The sequence below is a fragment of the Ruegeria sp. SCP11 genome (assembly GCF_040329455.1).
GTDB lineage: Bacteria > Pseudomonadota > Alphaproteobacteria > Rhodobacterales > Rhodobacteraceae > Ruegeria > Ruegeria atlantica_E.
In genome coordinates, this window is sequence record NZ_JBDZYG010000020.1 from 25,350 (window position 1) to 42,775 (window position 17,426).

Here is a 17,426-nt window from a genome sequence, read left to right on the forward strand (position 1 = left end):
ATCCGGCGGTCGCCTCAAGCGCTTTGACCGGGGTTTTGTGCCGCGTTCTTGCCTCAGCGACTTTGATCTATGCAGCAATCATCGGATTGAAAGCCACCGGCCTACCGGCCATGAAAGCTCACATGTTGAAAGAGGACTTCATGAAATCTGCTTTCTCAAATGATGGTGACTGAACTGTTGAAGAATATAGGTTAGGCTTGCGGGCTGGATGGATGTCCGCAAACAGCCCAATCTTCAAACTCTTGCCGATCTGTCAATGGCCGGTTTGTTACGCATTGCTGGAATCGCAAAGCTCAGTTTTGAAAGTCTGCTTCGGGTTGCGACCTGCCGACTGCGTCCGCAGTAAACAGATAGCCTATGGATGACTGGTAAGGGCTCATAGCACTACGCGATACATCCCGCAGAGTACGACAGCTCAATTAGCCCTTTGAGGACATTTGCTTGAGACCTAATAGATTAGAACATTAGGTTCAGCGAATGAGTGGAACAGGCTCAACCTTGTTATCCTCACGCAGTTCCGAAAGGGCGTGCCGAATGATCGTGGTCGCCCCCTGAAGCGCCAGGACGGCCATGACGGCAGCTACGATGAGATCGGGCCAGCCGGTTCCGGTGCCGAAGACACCAAGAGCTGCAGCAAGCACCGCAAAGTTTGCGATGACGTCATTACGGGAGCAGATCCACACGGAGCGCATGTTCGCGTCGCCGTCGCGCCAAGCATAAAGGAGCGCAAGGCAGACCCCATTGGACGCTAGGGCCGCCGTACCTACCACGCCCATAGTATGCCAACCGGGAACGGTGCCGTGTAGGGCATGCCAGACAACGCTGCCGATGACCCAGAGCCCAAAAATACCCATTGAGCCGCCCTTGAGGAGAGCCGCACACGCACGCCACCGTAAGCTCATGCCGAGAACAAATAAACTAATGCAGTAATTCGCTGCATCGGCGAAGAAGTCGAGCGCGTCGGCCTGCAGGGCCGCCGAACCCGCGGCAAGACCGGCGATGATTTCTACCGCGAACATTACAGCGTTTATCGTGAGTACAATCCAGAGGACCACCCGGTAGCGGTCAGTCGCGACCGCATTCGAGGAGCAAGTATCGTTGGAACAGCAGGGCATCGCAGGCCTCGTCTTCGTCGCCTTTTTGCGATACATACAGTCTATAGTAACTATAGGGTCAAGAGATGAACCGCGAGAATTTGAAGATTGGGGACCTCTCCCGCGTGACAGGAACGAAGGTGGTCACGATCCGCTACTACGAGAAGATCGGATTGTTTCCGGCACCTGCCCGCAGCCCTGGTAATTATCGGTCTTACGATACGGCAGCGCTGCATCGTCTCAGATTCATACGCCGTTGTCGGGATCTCGGTTTCTCGCTCGACCAAATTCGCGAGCTTCTGGACTTGGCATCGGACTTTGCGCGTCCCTGCGGGGAAGTCGACGCTATCACGGCAACGCACCTGGCCGAAGTAGAGCGCAAGATCGCGAACCTTCAGGCCCTGGCTGCGGAATTGCGGCAGATCTCGGAAACCTGTAGTGGCGGAGGAACTATCTCGAAGTGCCGCATCCTAGATGCAATGTCATCAGACTGACTCGAATCTAGACGTTATTCTTTTGCTACCGGAAGCTTTGTCCGCTCCCCTGCCAATTGCCACTTGGTTCCAAACGTCCGGAAAACGTGGTTCTCGACGTGCCGCACTTGCAAAAGACTGAAGTGTGATTGACGGCAGCTCAGGGCTCAAAGGACCTGCTCAGGCTCAACGCAGAGAACGTCCGCAGTGAGCCCAAAGTGCAAATTGCTGCACCATGCATCAATGCCGGAAGTGCGGACTTTGTTGCCGTTGGCATTTTCACTTCGAAGGGCCGCTTTGCGCGCTGTACGGCTGGAGAGAAAACTGCAACGGTGGATAAGTTAGTTTCGCGGCGCAAATTCGAACGCTATCCTTTTTGATTAATGAGCAGACATCCACTCTCGATGGGTCAATGCGCCAGACTAATACTTTGATGCCTGTCCTGTGATTTCTTAAGTGATGCGAGGAGAATTCGCGGTGACCCGTAGCGGGGTCTGGATCAGGAAAGGCAACCGCGGTTGGCGGTGCCTTTCCTGTTTTGGTCCTGTAAATCTGCTTTCCAAAAGTTGGTGCAGGGTTAGTCAGAAATCGACTGGAGTATCTGCCAGCCCCTCTGTGATCAGGAAATGATCGATGCCCAGATCGTCGAGATCCACGCCTTTCAACAAAAGGCTGGAACCCTCGGCATATTGCAATAGTGCTCCATCACTTGTTTGGACGAGGTCCAGCAGAGGATCATATGTTTCGCCGACCCCAACTTCGATCACTATGGAGTCGAAGTTGAAATCGAAGTCGTCGACGACGTCGTGACCATACCCTGTTGTCACGCCAGTCGATACGTCGCGCGCCACGCCGATCATGTCATTTCCGTCGCCGGTGATCAGCAGATCGTTCCCAAGGTTGCCGACGATCAGATCGTCTCCTGCGCCGGCATCTATAGTGTCGTCCCCGTCGCTGCCGATGATCAGATCATTTCCTGCTCCGGTTTGCAGATCGTGAATGCTGCTTCCGGACAATTCCACCTGATCGTCATGATTCGTCGCTACGATGCGCTCAAAATCTGTGTAGACCGAGGCCGTTTGGCCACTGGTCGGGGAGAATTCGATCAACTCGTACGAGTTGGACTCGACCCAATAAATCCCAACGCCTTCCGTGCTTGAGGAGAAATCCAGCGTGTCAAAGCCTGCGCCACCATCGACCATGTCAAAGCCAGGCCCAACAAATGCAAAGTCGTCACCGCCAAGCAGGTCCACGATGTCTCCGCCTGCGCCACTGGCCCAAACGTCACCCGCCTCGGTTCCAACCGCAATACCACCGACCAATGTCACGTCGGCAGTCGAGCTGTTGTTGGTAGGATCAACGTCCGATGGGGCATCTGATACCAGAATGACCTGATAGTCACCGGCTGCCACGTTGCCGTCGATGTTCGCCGAAGCCGTGAGGGTCGTCATTCCGCCCGCCTGCAGGCTTGTGCTGCCAGTCCAAATCTCGATGTCATCGGCGGAAAGCGTCCCATCCGTCGACAGATAGGTAGTAAACCCGGCATTGATTGCCGGACCAGTGCCAAGGTTTGATACGTCAAATTCCAAATCAAGCCGCGCACCTGCAGAAGATCCAAAAAAATCACCCGGTCCCAGATCGAAATCTGATGAGGTTTCGATACTGACAGTGCCCACCGAGATGTCCACAGTCGGTTCTGGCGGTGGTGTCAGAGTGATCGTTTGGATGATCGTATTGTTGTCCAGCTGCGTGTCTGTGGTTCCGTCGCCCCACTCGACAACGCTGATCAGATAGTAATCGCCTGGAGCATAATCCTCTGGCAGCCAGTGCGAGGTTGAGGGGCTTGTCGTCAAACCGGAATAGGTGCCTCCGGTAATGCCCGCAATCCGGTGGTCGTCCGCAGAGATTGTTGCATCCGTGGAAATATAGGTCGCAACACGAAAATACGACACATCCATATTGGAAGCGTCGCGAATGACGTAATTCATCTGAAATCTCGCCCCGCCTTCCAGATCGAGATCAGAACTGCCGTCGACGGTTGCGGACACAAGTTGCAGGTCTGTGCTGGGGGCTTCGATCGTGATCTGCACCCATTCAGTCTGGTTGTCCGCTTCACTTTCTTCGTCAAGAGAGTTGGTGCTGTCAACGCGCACGGCGATCCAGTACGTTCCCGGCCCCAGCGACCCCGGGTCAAAAGAGAACGAGACCGCGCCCGAAGTTCCAGTGGCCGTAGCGCCAAGCTGGGCTGTACCGACAGTGCTTATCACAGCCGCGTCGTCCGGGGCGGATGCGATCAAAAGCTCGACTGTGGACTCTGCTGCGTCGGTCACACCGTTGGACGTGATATCCACGTGGATGTCGGTTGTCTCGCCGGGGGACAGACTTGCATCTTCAACCTCAAGGGTCCCGGCGGTCAGATTGGCAAGGCGGGGTACGATGACCTCGGCTGCTGATTGCGTCATGTCCGCAAACTCGAACACTTCGACATCCGAAATCGTGTCGGTACCTTCAGGACCCGATACCTGGATGCGCCCATCACCCAGCAAAGTGACGTCGTAGTCATCTCTGGCGTAAGTGAATACAACTGTGTCGGTGCCGCTTCCGCCATAGATCGTATCATCGCCGCCGCCACTGATCAGCCGGTCGTTCCCTCCTTTGCCGTCCAAGATCTCGTCGGCGTCTGAACCAATGAGCACGTTATCTCGTTTGTTTCCGGAAATGACGTTACTGTCACTGCCACCTTTATTTGGCTTGGGCATAATAACCTCCTTTAATCTATAGACTTACTGGTTGAGTGACAAAGAATTTCGTCAACAATTTGGCAATGAGTGTCTTGGTGAATGAACAATCATAGGTAGATTTTCCCAGACGCTGAAAACCAGATGTGGGGTGAAGTGGTGAATGTCTGTTTTGGTGAAACTACACTGCTGCACACTTGCAAAATGCAGGGAGCCGATTTGGACCGTACGCACAGCGGCTAATGTCGGCTCACAATAGTTCTCTGCCGTTAGTGCATGCTTAGGCGTCAGAATACCTGTTGTTGGGCAATTGGATATTTTCACGTTGAAGCGGCACAGAGAGGAATGGTTGGAAATCCCGGCAAATACTTGTGCCCGTTTACTCGGGTGAGTCGACCAATCAACCAGAGATCGTTTCACAAAACACCAGTACTGCAGTGTTCGAAATTCGTTGCACTCTCGCGATTCAGTCTTGGGTGGTGTAAATGTGCCTGCTCCCGAAGATTCAAAATCCAGCCAAAAGGCGGTTGTACCAGGGGGTAAAACAGTGTGATGAGTAGGAGCCTTTTTGTAGTATTTCTGCGAAAACCCCCAGTATTCATTAAGCGATTGGATCAAAGTTCACGTTTATTTTGTGGGTTCAGCAGGTGTTTCTCAATCAGTTGAAAGGCATACCCTATGTAGATTCTCTGCAGAAATCCGACAGCGGCGATGTCTTCACGCTCCAGTGCGTTGGCCAAATCAAAGGTTTCCTGAACCAACGCGTCATAGGCAATTTTTCCAACAATCTGTTCCATGCGATGCCAGACGCTGGACGACTGGAAATATGCTTGATTCCAGAATTCGCGTAGAGAGTGGTTCCCGATCAGGGACGTAATCAGTGCCTGTAGTCGTTGGTTCAGTTTAACGTATTCCTGAGAGTCCAGCCGCTCTCGCAGCGCGACGGCGTTTTCGTAGATCGAACGAGCTTCTTTGCGGTGATATTCTGTGACAGTGATCGGCGACAATGTCCCGATCATCTGGGCAAGCTCCATCCTCATTTCGTAAAGATGGCGGACACGTTCTGCTGAAAGTTCGATGACAACTGTGCCGACACCATTGCGCGTCTCTACAAGTCCAAGATGCCCGATTCGCGCAATGGCATCTCTGACGGGGGTTCTGCTGACACCGAATTCCTTAGCAAGCGCAGCCTCTTTCAGTTGAGTGCCCGGAGGGTAGTGCGCGAAGCAAATGCGTTCCAGGATTTGCTCTTGGATCTCGTCTACAGTCACCTTTGAAGGTGTCGCAATATCTGGATCTGCAATAGTCACTATTCTGATCTCTCTTAGTGTTCTTAACCGGAGTTGGCCGACAATCAGTAATCCCTCAACAACTGACCGTATCCTGAAATTTGGTCACTGACACCCGCTTTGCGCAACACATCCCAGGCCATGGCTTGATTGGAACAGATTACGGGTTTGTTCAGTGTGTTCTCGAGCCGTTCGATGACTTCGATTGACCGCAACGCACCACAGCTTATGAACACGGCTTCGGCCGCCCCGGAATCGACCGAATGGGCCAACTTTTCGATCACGTCCGGGCGCACACGGATCATGTCACTATCCCTTTCAAGATTGAGGCCGCGTATTTTCGTGACATGGAACCCTTGATTTTCAAGATACTGTTTTTCTTTCAGATTCACTTCTTCCAAGTATGGTGTGCACACCGCGACCTTTTCTACCGCAAGTTTTTTGAGGGCGTGAATGGCAGAGGTGATCAAAGAGGTTGCTGTTGCTTTGGGCGCGCCTTTGCGAAGCTCACGAAATACGGTGTCTTCGCCCAGAACCAAACTGCCGGACGTGCAGGCATAACTGATTACATCAAGACTTCCATCCGGCAAGAGAGTCGATGCAGCGCGTGCTAGGTCGGCCCCGACCGCAGTCAGACTGTCTACTGTGATGCTGTCAGGAATGGCCACCCGGGTGAAATGTGCACCTACGCCGTCCGGCATCAAGGCCATCATATCGTCTTCGATAGTCTGTTCGGTCGCAAGCAAAACGAATCCTATTTTTGCCCGGTTGTGGCGACCTTCGTCAAAGATGGATTCTGAGTCAATTTTCACAACCTGCATGCACCTCTCTCAGATTATGGTAAAAAATGCCCCTATGAATCAATTATTGACATAAAGCTGTATACAGGTCAATTATCCCGCCAGCCTGTTTGAGAGCTCCTCAGACGCAGGCCGAGTTTCGATCAAAGGGAGGTACCTTCGTAAATGCTGGTGTCAAAAATTCTGAAAACTGGTGCTGTCGCGCTCGGCTTTGCCGGGTTCACCGTGTCCAGTGTATCGGCTCAGGATATCATTCTGGGTCACGTCATGGATCAGGAACACATCTTCCACAAAGTCTCCGAACAGTTCATCGAGCGGCTGGACGGGCTGTCCGGTGGAAGCATGTCAGTCTCGTATCACCCCGGCGGTGACCTGGGTGACTGGACCTCGATCGTCGAACAGGTCGCCCAAGGTGCCGTTCAGATGACCATGTCGTGGAACCATTCCGAGCTTGATCCGCGCTGGGACGTATCCGTTCTGGGCTATGTCGCGAACGATTGGGAGTCGGGAAAGGAAGTCTACGGCCCCGGTTCGACGATGAACGAAGTCTACAACGGCATCATGAACGATCTGGGCATGGAGCTGCTGGGAACGATCCCGACCGACTTTACCGGTTTCGTTGTGCGCAAGGGCGTTGACGTCCCAGTAAACTTCCCGACTGATGCCGAAGGTTTCAAGATGCGCGTTCCGGGCATGCCCATGGCGATCGAGCGCTACAAGGCAACCGGCTTCTCGGCCGTTCCAATGGCGTTCTCCGAGGTGCATACAGCATTGCAGACCGGCGCTATTGACGGTCGGGCCTACTCGCCGCCATCCGAGGTTCTGTTGTTCAAGGACGTGCTGAGCGCCTACGTCTTCACGCGCGAAAACTTCGAGCACACCTTCTGGACCGCAAACAAAGCATGGTTTGATGGCCTGACAGAGGAACAGCAGGGCTGGGTAAAAGAAGCGGCCAACGAAGCTGTTACTTGGGCGTGGGAAAACGCCGAGTCCGAAAGCCCCAAATGGTTCGAGCAGATCGAAGCGTCCGGGATCGAAGTCATCGAACTGACCCCCGAGCAACTGGATGCCTATCGCGCCAAGGTTGTGGCCGTTGAATACCCCTACATGGAGGAGATCATCGGCACAGAAGTGATGGGCGCCATCAAACAGGCGGCCGGCGTGGAATAACACCACTCACGAACACGCGCAAAGCCCGCCTTGCGCGTGTTTCCTTTTGGGGATGGGAGGGAAAATGACAAAGGATATTTTGCATACAGACAGCTTGGACGATGTCCTGGTGCCGTCGCCGATCATACCGGTGCCTGCGCCAGAGGATCGCGACCTGCCTGTCTATCGCGGCTTGGGTGGCCTGTACTCGCTTGAAGCCAAAGTTGCGTGGCTGATGCGTGTCATCATGTTTGTCGCAATGATTGCACTTGGCCTTGTCATGGCAGCGCAGGTTTTCATGCGATATGTCATTTCCTCTCCATTCCTCGGCATCGAAGAACTGGCGCCGATGATGGCCTTGTGGATCTACTTCATCGGAATGGCCTATTGCTCGCGCGAGCGTGACCACATCGAAGGTGGAGTAATGTCGCTGGTCTTTCGAAATCGAAAGACATTGCTTGCCTTCCGTTTGTTCGGGTCAATCGTCTGCCTGGTCGCACTGGTCGTCTTTGCTAAATACGCTTGGGACTTTGCGCAGTTCAATATCAACCTGAACCGCAAAAGCTCCTACATGAAATTCCCCAAATACATGTGGGACCTCAGCATGGTCTTCGGCTTCGTGCTGATGGGTTTTTACATGCTGCTTCAGATCTTCCTCGAAGCTCGCGTCCTGATCACCGGGAAAGGGGGAGAATGACATGACACTGTTCTTCGTCGCAATCGCAATCGTCATTGTCCTGCTGCTGATCGAGGTGCCCGTCGGCTTTGCCTTTGGCATCGGTGCGCTTGTCTTCGGCACTCTGCAGGGCACCGATATCTCGTTTCATGCCGGATTCGGTTATTCCCAAGTCAGTGCGTTCTCGCTGCTTGCCATTCCGCTGTTTATCCTGTCGGGCACCTTGATGGGCGCGTCGGGGATATCCGAGCGGCTGTTGGATTTCGTTAACTCCTTCGTCGGACGCACCAAGGGTGGCTTGGGCGCGGTTACGGTTGTGACCTGTGCGCTGTTCGGAGCGATTTCGGGCTCTGCCTCGGCAGCGATTGCGGCCATCGGAAAAATCATGGTCCCTCGCATGATCAAGGAAGGTTATCCCCCGGGCCATGCGACTGCGCTTGTTGCTGTTTCTTCGGTTCTGGCTCTGATGATCCCGCCCAGCATTCCAATGATTGTCTTCGCGATAGCCATCCGCGAGTCAGTGGCCAAGTGTTTTCTGGCAACCATGGGTCCGGGGGTCTTGTTGGCCGCTACATACTGCGCACTGAATTTTTGGTTCCTGCGCAACAACACGACGATCACAGTTGCCGAGAAACTTTCTTTTTCGGACACCGTGAAAGAAATCGGCCAAACCGGCAAACGTGCGAGCCTTGCGATCATCATGCCAGTGATCATTCTGGGCGGCATCTACAGCGGTATCGCCACGCCGACCGAGGCCGGTTCGATGGCGCTGGTCTATACGCTGGCCGTCGGCCTGCTGATCTACCGTACATTGCCCTTCGACAAGCTGTTCAACTCGACAGTCGAAGCCGCACGTCTGACCGGCGCGATCCTGATGGTTCTGTTTTTCCTGTTCGTCATGAGCCGCGGCATGGTTCTGGCCAAGGTGCCGACCCAGTTCGCCGATCTGCTGCTGACCATCTCGGAAAACAAGATCGTCATCCTTTTGTTGATCAATCTGCTATTGCTGATCATGGGCATGATTATCGATGACGTATCCGGTGGGGTTCTGGCCGCGATCATTCTGCTGCCTGTAACACAGAAGATTGGTTTGGATCCGATCCATTTTGCTGCCATCGTCGGAACGAACCTGGGTCTGGGCAACATCTCTCCGCCCTGCGCACCGCTGCTTTACATGGCCGGGGGTGTCACCCGACAACCACTGTCCACTTATGTCGGCCCTACCTTGAAGTTCCTGCTGCTGGGTCACTTGCCGATGGTCTTCGTTGTTACCTTCGTGCCGCCGGTAGCTCTCTTCTTGCCGGGTCTCCTCGACTGAGGCGCGAACACGCCGCCCGCGTGGAAGGCGGGCGGCGTTGAAATTCACAATCGAAATGGTCGTCCATGCGACAATGACAGGACGGCCTCAGGATCAACCCTGCCTTCGGTTTTGGTGTCATGCCGTTGGCTTTTCTTGAAGGATGTAGGCACATGCTTGAACACGCTAAACAAAGAACGATCGAACTTCAGAGCCGCATGAAGGATGCTGGCATCCAGAAGGCTGTGTTTACCGATGAAAGCTCGATGGCCTATCTGGCAGGTTTCTGGGGTTACCTGGGGATCGAGTTCGGGCGGCCGACTATGCTGGTGGTGGACGCGGAAGACTCGCCTGTCGTCATCACGCCGCTGATGGAGTCGGAAATGGTCGGTGCCATGACATGGGTCGAGGACGTGCGGACCTGGGAAGATATCGGGCAACGCACATGGGGCCGGGCGCTGGCCGGTGCTTTGGGTGAAAACCCATCCGAGATCTGGGTTGAAAAGGGTTCGATCCCTGCAATTGTCCGCAATCATCTGGACGAGACCTATCCGGGCGTGCCGCTCAAGGATATCTCTCCGGTGTTGGGCGCAATGCGTACCATCAAGTCACCCTTCGAAATCGAGGTGATGAAACAGGCTGGAGAGATCGCTGGTGCGATGATGCTTGCCGCGCATAATTCATTGAAGGAAGGCGCGCAGGAGTATGAATCGGCGCTCGCCGTGATCGACGCGGGTTCGCGCAAAGCGGCAACCTTCCTGACCGACAAGGGCTGGGACAGCTTTGTTTCGCCGATGATCCACAACCTGCAGATCGTTCAAAGCGGCAAGAATACCTCGATGGTGCATGGTCGCGCCGGTGTGAAAGCCTATGAAAAGTTCGATCCCGTTTATTTCTGCTTCTGCAACATGGCGCAGTTCAAACAGTACAAGCTGGGCTTTGACCGCATGTTCCATATCGGTGAAGTGAAAGACCTGGACCGCGAAGTGCAGCAGGCCGCGATTGACGCACAGCAGGCCGCGATTCACGCGATCCGCCCGGGCGTTCTGGCCGAAGACGTCGCTGCAGCCGCCAACGAAGTCTATCAGGAACGTGGGTATGAAACCGGCTACCGTACAGGCCGATCCATCGGTGTCGCTTATCTGGAAGCGCCGGAGCTGAAAGCCGGTGACAAGACCGTGCTGCAGCCGGGTATGACCTTTGCTGTCGATGGCGGCATTTCGGTTGATGGTGTCACTGCGGGCCGGATCGGAGACTCGGTTGTCGTGACCGAAACCGGATTCGATTACATCACGAACTATCCGCGTGAGATCCTGCTGAGCAAATGAGCCTACAAACGGTAGGTTCAACGGTGGCAACACGTTGCCAAACACCCGAACTGCCGCAACTGTTACGCACGAGCCCGGCGCGCGTATTGGCGCGCCGGAGGCTTCATCGGAACCTGCGTGGATGGGTAGCATGCAAAAACTGAAAAAAGAGACTCTGACAGGTATCTGCAGCCAGATGGCCTCGCACGACTGGAGCGATGCGGAAATAGACGAGCTTGTAGACCCGAAACTGGGCATCATAACCGGATTTCAGGAGTTGCTGGACGAGTTGGAGGTCCTTCGCAAGATTGACCTTGGCACGATACCTCCGGCTCTGACCGTTCAAAAGCGATAACCTGATGACCAATGAAATAGCGTTTGAAACGGTCCGCGCTCTGAAATCCAGGCTCGATACCCGCGAAATCACGCCCACTGAACTGGTTGAGGTTTTTGCAGAGCGGATTGCTCGGCACAATGACCAATCCAAAGCCTTCATCACCGTGACGGACAAAACGGCGCGGAGAGTGGCCGAAGTCCTCACGCGCGACGATCTGGAGCGATCGCCTTTCGCGGGTATTCCTTATGCATCCAAAGATCTGTTCGATATCGAAGGGGTTCTGACGTCAGCCGGATCGCGTGTGTTTCACGACCGGATCGCGACCGAGGACGCCTTTGCCATCGCGCAAATGCGCGAGGCCAATGGCATAAACCTGGGCAAAACCAATCTTCATGAGTTTGCTTACGGCGCAACCGGTGAGAACGAGGTCTTCGGTACGTGCGTGAATGCATATGATCCAAGCCGCCTGGCCGGAGGATCATCCAGCGGATCAGCGGCAGCGGTAGCGTTCGGCATGGTCCCTGCCAGCCTAGGTACGGACACTGGCGGATCAGTGCGCGCTCCGGCCGCGCTGAACGGGCTGGTGGGCCTGAAACCGACCATCGGTCGGGTGCCGACCACAGGCGTTGTCCCTTATAGCTGGACGCTGGATCATGTGGGCATCATGACACGAGACGTCGCGGATTGCGCTGATCTACTCGGAATAATTGCAGGACATGACCCTCGCGATCCCGGCTCGCAGAACCTTCCGGTCGAAGACTATGCCGCGGCGCTCGACGACGATATCTCGGGGCTGCGCATCGGTATCCCGACCAATTTCTATTACGAGCGAACCGATCCGGAAATTCTGGCGGCAATGGAGGAGGTCAAAAGCTTTGTAACCACGAAAGGAGCATCCCTGGTTCCAGTGACGTTCCCGGATCTCGAACATAGCCGCGCCGTGTCTCTCACTGTGCAGATGCCCGAAGCGCTGAGCGCGCATTCGGCCTATCTGCAGGACCGGGGCGAGCTCTACGGGCAGGACTTCCGCGCCGGTCTGGCGCTGGGACAGACCCTGCTGGCCGAACATTATGTCCGCGCCAAGCGCTTCGTAGAGCTTTATCGGCAAGAGACCAACGCGCTATTTGATGAGGTCGACCTGATTTTAACGCCGGCGACGCCTGAAATTGCACAAAAGCTGGGAACCGTGAAAACCACCCGCGACGGAGTGGAGGAGGCGGTTGGCAATGCCATCACCCGGTTTACCACCTTCTTCAATATGTCCGGCCACCCGGCGCTGACCATGCCCTGTGCAATGCATTCAGAAGGACTGCCGATAGGGTTGCAGCTGGTGGGGCGATATTTTGAGGAAGGCACCGTTCTGCACGCCGCCTTTGTCATTGAAAACGATGGAGCGTTTTCGATCCCGCTACCGAACGTGGATGGCTAACAGGATGAATTTGCACCTTCAGTTGCTTCTTTCTGAACACGCTACCTTGACACGGGATGCCGTCATCCAGCCCTTCAGACAAGGACAATAGATGAAACTTCGGACCTATATCGTCGACGCCTTTTCAGACCGTACTCTCAGCGGAAACCCTGCTGGCGTTTGCCCGCTGGATCAATGGCTACCAGTACCGGTCATGCAATCCATCGCGAGTGAACTGAACCAATCTGAAACGGTGTTTTTTGTCCCTCGAACAAATGCGCTCAGCAGGGATGTATATTCCGAATACGACATACGTTGGTTCACCCCCACACGTGAGGTCGATATGATCGGACACGCAACGCTTGCCGCTGCTCACGTAGTGTTCACCAATCTAGGGATTGGATTAGAAGCAGTCACTTTCCATTCTGGTTCTGTCCAAATGACTGTTCGACGCGGGGAAGCCGGACTGCGTCTGGATATGCCCGCACTTGTGCCAGAGGTGATCGACGCCCCCACAGGCCTGATCGAAGCACTTGGTAAGAAGCCCTCGAAATTATTGGCTGCAAAGCACTACCTGGCTGTTTTTGACAGCGAAGATGAAATTCTGAGCTGTACTCCGGACTTTGCTGCTCTGGCAAACTTGCCATTGCCCGCAGTCATCATATCGGCACAGGGGACAGGAGATTTTGATTTCGTTTCGCGGTTCTTTGCTCCGGCGAATGGTGTGCCAGAAGACTCCGTATCAGGCGTTTCACACTGCTGTTTGACACCCTATTGGTCTCGGAGATTGGAGAAAAAACGATTGTTAGCTCGCCAGTTATCTGCGCGAGGCGGTGTCATTTCTTGTGAAACTGATGGTCGTCGCGTCATCCTTGAAGGAACGGTTGTAACTTCGTTGGAGGGTTTTTTGTTTGCGCAATAAAGCGACTGCAAACCGACCCCTGGCGCCAAGCAGACCAAAGGCCACAGCGCCCAGCTTGTTCCCAAAATCGTGGCCACCTGCGCTGTATTTAAGGTGGCAAAAAGTACCACTTTTTGTGTGTCTAGTATTTCACAGGTACCGGGAAATGGCACGCAACTCGCCCAGATCATGGGGACTGTCGCCACCCAAACAATGATCCATACTGCATGACCATACGCGTAGGACGGCTTTCGGCATAAGCAGCGTTGCATCATGTCAACACACTGCCCACGCCCGCTTTGGGTCGCGTCAACAGACCTAATGATCGTTTTGGAGCTTTACCGCTTTTCATTCGAGGTACAGCATCCGGGAAGTGTGGGCACAATTGAGACCTCAACTGCGGCTTCGATGAAGGACCGCTTTTCGTTCTGGGTCAGAAATGCTTGACGTTTGGGTCAGAATTGAATGACGTGATTGACCGATTTATTCAGGTTTTGGCTGTCGATTGAGTCAATTATCAGTGACGTTCCACATATCCAACAAAATCAGTGACTTATGTGGTGCTTTGTGTGCCATTGGTTGTATAGTAACTCCATACTGTTCCCGATAGTGTGCCATGTCTTTTTGATCAGGCGATTTTGCGTGCGTTGAGCATTTGCCGTGCTTTATCAGCTACTTCCTTCTTGGCGAACTTGGCGTACTTCTGAGTCTGGACGATGGTTGCATGACCCAGAAGGTGGGAGACTTCTTCCAGCCTCATGCCGTTATTCAGCATGCGCGTAGCATACACAACCAAGGTGGTGAGGGCTTAACTCTGGGGTCGTGCAGGGGAAGTTGAGGCGAAATATTGTATCGCCGAGGAAACCATCGAACTTGCTCCATACGCTAATAAAGCACCCAAAGGCTTCATCTTGGCCTTTCTATTTTTCCTGTTTTTCTGTTATTTCAGGGTTGTTTTTCAGATGTAAAATCAATTTGTTAAACTCCGACCGGTGCGAATTTTTCAGGAATAGGTGCGAATTTTTCCGAAGGTTGTGCAAGTTTGACAGGAGTCAGTGCGATTTCTGCAGCAATTGGTGCAGAAAATTCAGCCATGAGCAGGTGGGGTTGAGCCTACCCAGCTGAACAGCCCATCGCTATGTTTAGGGGCTTTCGATAAATTGGCACCGCACTACCGTTTGCATTCGCGTTCGAACCAAGCAACCAAACTTCTCGATTTTTTCATTGCAGTTTTTGGTCTCGGAATTGCGAGGTAGAATGCCTTCGGTGACTTGATCCGATATTCAGAAAACTCAACCAATTGGCCAATGGCCAGCTCCTTTTGGATCATTGAGACATGGCCTATTGCGACCCCCAAATCGTCAAGCGCGGCTTGAATGACTCCGCTGTACAGGGAAAATTTCAGTCCTGCGTCTCGCCTTTGACCCTCTGTTCCCACCGCTTGCGCCCAATGTGACCAATCGTTTCCCCAGTTTACGTCGTGCAGAAGGGTTGAGTTAACTATTTCATCAACGCTTGGACTGTCAGGAAAGGTTTTTCGAAAACTTGGGCTACATACGGGTACCAAAAATTCATCAAACAAGTGATGTACTTCAAAGCCCGGGTGATCCCCATCCGAAAATGGTATCCATGCATCTACTTTTGGGCGCGAAAACAACTCGGCATCTACATGCGTATCGATTTGTAAGTCGGTATTCGGAAACGCCATTTGAAAAGAAGTCAGACGCTCACTCAACCATCTTTCGGCAAATACCGGCAGGGATGAAACCGTAAGGTTGTTTCGAGGCGCACTGTACTTGATCGCCTTTGTCGCACTGTCCAGATCCTCAAAAATGGTAACTACCTTTCTGGCGTAACTGGCGCCCGAAGAAGTAAGCTTTACTCCGTTGCTGTGTCGCTTGAACAGTATAGCACCAAGATACTGTTCCAAAATTTTTATGTGCCTACTGATTGCGCCGGGGGTTACGCTTAGTTCGTGTGCTGCCTCAAGAAAGCTACTTAAACGAGCGGCGGCCTCGAATGCCTGCAGTGATTTCAAAGGAGGAATAGATTTAGCCATGACCCGCCAAATCTGGCTTAGTTTTTCTGACTCAGTCAACACGTAAACTGCGTTGCGAACAGATGGTCTGCTTAGTGATGATGGGCAAACAAGGCTGAACCGGCAGACGGTTTCGCAGAGAAAAATAGGGCACTCTTATGGAAACGCAGAAATTTGGCCAGATTGGCCTTGGCACAATCGGAATTTACTATGCAAAGAACCTGCTGAAGGCAGGTCACGACCTGACGGTCTTTGACATTGATGCTGATCGCATCAAAGCCTTGGAAGAGATCGGCGCGTCGGGCGCAACCTCCGCGCAAGAACTGGCGAAGAACTCGGACGTTCTGTTCATCTCACTTCCCAACCCTGACGTCGCGAAAGCAGCCTTGCTTGGGGAGAACGGCGTCCTTGCCCATGCGCGCCCTGGAACACTTATCGTCGATTCAAGCACGATTGACCCGAATACCGTGCGTGAATTCCATCAGATGGCCGAAGGCGCAGGCGTGGATTATGTAGAAGCCCCGGTCAGCGGTGGCGAGCCTATGGGCGCTGGGATCGACGGCGCGCGCGCGGGCAACCTGACCTTCATGTGCGGCGGAACGCAGAAAGCCTTTGATCGGGCAAAACCGATCATAGAACAATGCGGTAAGCATGTTTTGTATCTCGGCGAAGCCGGGAATGGCGCGATCCTCAAGCTAATCAGTAACCTCGCATCTGGAATCTACAACCTGGTTGCGGCTGAGGCCCTGACGCTCGCGTCCGCCGCTGGCTTCAGCCCTGAAACTGTGAATCAGGTCTTCGAGCGTTCCGATGGAAAAAGCTACACGTTCACCGATTACGTCATGCCCCGCCTGCGGCGTCTCGACTTCGATGAAGGGTTTGCGGTCGATCTGCAATACAAGGACCACCGTCTTGTGGAAGACCTGGCCCGCGAATTGAAAGTACCGCTGCCGATCAATTCGCTGGCCATGCAGCTGTATCAGTTCATGCGCGCGGATGGTTTCGGCAAAAAAGACTATGCCTATGCGACGAAGTACTTTGCTGACAGGGCGCACACGGACGTTCTGGCGAAAATGGAAGAGTAAGGTAGGCTGCGATGACCGATCGGAAATTTGAGGGCAAAACCGTCATCGTTTCTGGGGGAGCAGGAGGATGCGGTCTGGCCGCATCCCACCTGTTCGCCCAGCAAGGCGCAAAGGTCGCTATTCTGGATATTCAGCAAGAGGCGGGTCAACAGGCGGCTTCAAAGATTCAGGCCACAGGTGGCGACGCGCTTTTCGTCACCACCGATGTCTCGGACAGAGCCAGTGTCTTTGACGCGATTGCCGCGGTCAAAACGCATTTCGGGTCAACCGACGTGTTATTCAATCATGCCGGTACGGTCATCGTGAAACCTTTCCTCGAGACCCGCGAGGATGAGTGGAACAGGCTGATGGCGATCAACGTCAACAGCATGTTCCACGCCTGTCAGGCCGCCTTGCCGCATATGATCGAGGCCGGTGGCGGAGCTATCGTCAACACCTGCTCGGTATCCGGCCTGTCGGCCTCGGCCATGGAGTCGGCCTATTGCGTTTCCAAGGGTGCCTGCATCCAGCTGACGCGCGCCATTGCCACCGAGTTTCGGGATCGAAACATCAGGTGCAACGGCGTCGCGCCGGGTTTCATCAACACAGATCACGGCCAACTTGAGGCACAGGAACTTATTGCTCTGGGTGAATCATGCTCCGAGAGCGACATTGCTCAAATGCAGGGTCGATTCTGTGAGCCCGAAGAAGTCGCCTCCGCAGTATTGTTTCTGGCCAGCGAAGACGCCCGCTTTGTAAATGGTGAAATCCTTGTCGTGGACAATGCGCTGATGGCAACAACATGACGCATTGAAACTGTCGCAAGAACACGAGGTGAAGCTATTTGAGCTAGTT

The 17,426-nt window shown here is 53.9% G+C and carries 16 protein-coding genes; 10 read left to right on the forward strand and 6 right to left on the reverse strand.

Annotated elements, in window-relative coordinates; translation table 11 throughout:
• Positions 1-470 precede the first annotated feature (470 nt).
• Positions 471-1,151 carry a cation transporter gene (locus ABLN94_RS22325; RefSeq protein WP_352996577.1) on the reverse strand — a complete coding sequence of 227 codons (681 nt, stop codon included), beginning with the start codon at positions 1,149-1,151 and terminating at the stop codon, positions 471-473.
• Positions 1,152-1,180: 29 nt separating this feature from the next.
• On the opposite strand from ABLN94_RS22325, the gene ABLN94_RS22330 reads away from it, so the two are divergent.
• The gene (locus tag ABLN94_RS22330) at positions 1,181-1,588 is read left to right on the forward strand and encodes a MerR family transcriptional regulator (protein WP_352996579.1); all 408 of its coding nucleotides are present in this window, start codon (positions 1,181-1,183) and stop codon (positions 1,586-1,588) included.
• A 560-nt stretch (positions 1,589-2,148) separates the two neighbouring features.
• Here ABLN94_RS22330 and ABLN94_RS22335 read toward each other — a convergent pair.
• The 3 genes from ABLN94_RS22335 to ABLN94_RS22345 all read right to left on the reverse strand — a co-directional run bounded on the left by ABLN94_RS22335 (position 2,149) and on the right by ABLN94_RS22345 (position 6,415).
• The gene (locus ABLN94_RS22335; protein ID WP_352996581.1) at positions 2,149-4,326 is read right to left on the reverse strand and encodes a CARDB domain-containing protein; all 2,178 of its coding nucleotides are present in this window, start codon (positions 4,324-4,326) and stop codon (positions 2,149-2,151) included.
• A gap of 593 nt (positions 4,327-4,919) precedes the next feature.
• On the reverse strand, positions 4,920-5,615 hold the full coding sequence (locus tag ABLN94_RS22340; protein ID WP_352996583.1) for a GntR family transcriptional regulator: 696 nt from the start codon (positions 5,613-5,615) through the stop codon (positions 4,920-4,922).
• Positions 5,616-5,659: 44 nt separating this feature from the next.
• Positions 5,660-6,415: a maleate cis-trans isomerase family protein gene (locus ABLN94_RS22345; protein ID WP_352996585.1), complete on the reverse strand. Its 756-nt coding sequence runs from the start codon at positions 6,413-6,415 to the stop codon at positions 5,660-5,662.
• Positions 6,416-6,559: 144 nt separating this feature from the next.
• Between ABLN94_RS22345 and dctP the strand changes: the two genes are divergently transcribed.
• From dctP to ABLN94_RS22380, 7 genes are all read left to right on the forward strand, one after another.
• Positions 6,560-7,564 carry a TRAP transporter substrate-binding protein DctP gene (gene dctP, locus ABLN94_RS22350; RefSeq protein ID WP_352996587.1) on the forward strand — a complete coding sequence of 335 codons (1,005 nt, stop codon included), beginning with the start codon at positions 6,560-6,562 and terminating at the stop codon, positions 7,562-7,564.
• A gap of 64 nt (positions 7,565-7,628) precedes the next feature.
• Positions 7,629-8,240: a TRAP transporter small permease gene (locus ABLN94_RS22355; RefSeq protein ID WP_352996589.1), complete on the forward strand. Its 612-nt coding sequence runs from the start codon at positions 7,629-7,631 to the stop codon at positions 8,238-8,240.
• Between the two features lies 1 nt (position 8,241).
• Complete coding sequence (locus ABLN94_RS22360) at positions 8,242-9,537, forward strand: TRAP transporter large permease (RefSeq protein WP_352996591.1); 1,296 nt, start codon at positions 8,242-8,244, stop codon at positions 9,535-9,537.
• 152 nt (positions 9,538-9,689) lie between these two features.
• Positions 9,690-10,844 carry a M24 family metallopeptidase gene (locus tag ABLN94_RS22365; protein ID WP_352996593.1) on the forward strand — a complete coding sequence of 385 codons (1,155 nt, stop codon included), beginning with the start codon at positions 9,690-9,692 and terminating at the stop codon, positions 10,842-10,844.
• Positions 10,845-10,974: 130 nt separating this feature from the next.
• Positions 10,975-11,178 (forward strand): hypothetical protein, encoded by a 204-nt coding sequence (locus ABLN94_RS22370; RefSeq protein ID WP_170552071.1) that lies wholly within the window; start codon positions 10,975-10,977, stop codon positions 11,176-11,178.
• 4 nt (positions 11,179-11,182) lie between these two features.
• Positions 11,183-12,589 carry an amidase gene (locus ABLN94_RS22375; protein ID WP_352996595.1) on the forward strand — a complete coding sequence of 469 codons (1,407 nt, stop codon included), beginning with the start codon at positions 11,183-11,185 and terminating at the stop codon, positions 12,587-12,589.
• A gap of 91 nt (positions 12,590-12,680) precedes the next feature.
• Positions 12,681-13,490: a PhzF family phenazine biosynthesis protein gene (locus ABLN94_RS22380; RefSeq protein WP_352996597.1), complete on the forward strand. Its 810-nt coding sequence runs from the start codon at positions 12,681-12,683 to the stop codon at positions 13,488-13,490.
• Between the two features lie 607 nt (positions 13,491-14,097).
• Here the strand turns inward: ABLN94_RS22380 and ABLN94_RS22385 are convergent.
• Together ABLN94_RS22385 and ABLN94_RS22390 are read right to left on the reverse strand one after the other, a co-directional pair.
• Entirely contained in the window at positions 14,098-14,244 is a 147-nt protein-coding gene (locus tag ABLN94_RS22385; RefSeq protein WP_352996599.1) for a hypothetical protein, read from the reverse strand.
• 396 nt (positions 14,245-14,640) lie between these two features.
• Positions 14,641-15,567 carry a LysR substrate-binding domain-containing protein gene (locus ABLN94_RS22390; RefSeq protein WP_352996601.1) on the reverse strand — a complete coding sequence of 309 codons (927 nt, stop codon included), beginning with the start codon at positions 15,565-15,567 and terminating at the stop codon, positions 14,641-14,643.
• A gap of 98 nt (positions 15,568-15,665) precedes the next feature.
• Between ABLN94_RS22390 and ABLN94_RS22395 the strand changes: the two genes are divergently transcribed.
• Positions 15,666-16,592 carry an NAD(P)-dependent oxidoreductase gene (locus ABLN94_RS22395; protein WP_352996603.1) on the forward strand — a complete coding sequence of 309 codons (927 nt, stop codon included), beginning with the start codon at positions 15,666-15,668 and terminating at the stop codon, positions 16,590-16,592.
• Between the two features lie 11 nt (positions 16,593-16,603).
• The gene (locus ABLN94_RS22400) at positions 16,604-17,377 is read left to right on the forward strand and encodes an SDR family NAD(P)-dependent oxidoreductase (RefSeq protein WP_352996605.1); all 774 of its coding nucleotides are present in this window, start codon (positions 16,604-16,606) and stop codon (positions 17,375-17,377) included.
• Positions 17,378-17,426: the final 49 nt, after the last annotated feature.

Excerpts from the sequence above, each read along its gene's own strand:
- ABLN94_RS22380 (WP_352996597.1), top strand. The coding sequence starts at position 12,681 with ATGAAACTTCGGACCTATATCGTCGACGCCTTTTCAGACCGTACTCTC.
- ABLN94_RS22345 (WP_352996585.1), bottom strand. The coding sequence starts at position 6,415 with ATGCAGGTTGTGAAAATTGACTCAGAATCCATCTTTGACGAAGGTCGC.
- ABLN94_RS22335 (WP_352996581.1), bottom strand. The coding sequence starts at position 4,326 with ATGCCCAAGCCAAATAAAGGTGGCAGTGACAGTAACGTCATTTCCGGA.
- ABLN94_RS22370 (WP_170552071.1), top strand. The coding sequence starts at position 10,975 with ATGCAAAAACTGAAAAAAGAGACTCTGACAGGTATCTGCAGCCAGATG.
- ABLN94_RS22395 (WP_352996603.1), top strand. The coding sequence starts at position 15,666 with ATGGAAACGCAGAAATTTGGCCAGATTGGCCTTGGCACAATCGGAATT.
- ABLN94_RS22325 (WP_352996577.1), bottom strand. The coding sequence starts at position 1,151 with ATGTATCGCAAAAAGGCGACGAAGACGAGGCCTGCGATGCCCTGCTGT.
- ABLN94_RS22385 (WP_352996599.1), bottom strand. The coding sequence starts at position 14,244 with ATGCTGAATAACGGCATGAGGCTGGAAGAAGTCTCCCACCTTCTGGGT.
- ABLN94_RS22360 (WP_352996591.1), top strand. The coding sequence starts at position 8,242 with ATGACACTGTTCTTCGTCGCAATCGCAATCGTCATTGTCCTGCTGCTG.
- ABLN94_RS22365 (WP_352996593.1), top strand. The coding sequence starts at position 9,690 with ATGCTTGAACACGCTAAACAAAGAACGATCGAACTTCAGAGCCGCATG.
- ABLN94_RS22400 (WP_352996605.1), top strand. The coding sequence starts at position 16,604 with ATGACCGATCGGAAATTTGAGGGCAAAACCGTCATCGTTTCTGGGGGA.
- dctP (WP_352996587.1), top strand. The coding sequence starts at position 6,560 with ATGCTGGTGTCAAAAATTCTGAAAACTGGTGCTGTCGCGCTCGGCTTT.
- ABLN94_RS22330 (WP_352996579.1), top strand. The coding sequence starts at position 1,181 with ATGAACCGCGAGAATTTGAAGATTGGGGACCTCTCCCGCGTGACAGGA.
- ABLN94_RS22375 (WP_352996595.1), top strand. The coding sequence starts at position 11,183 with ATGACCAATGAAATAGCGTTTGAAACGGTCCGCGCTCTGAAATCCAGG.
- ABLN94_RS22355 (WP_352996589.1), top strand. The coding sequence starts at position 7,629 with ATGACAAAGGATATTTTGCATACAGACAGCTTGGACGATGTCCTGGTG.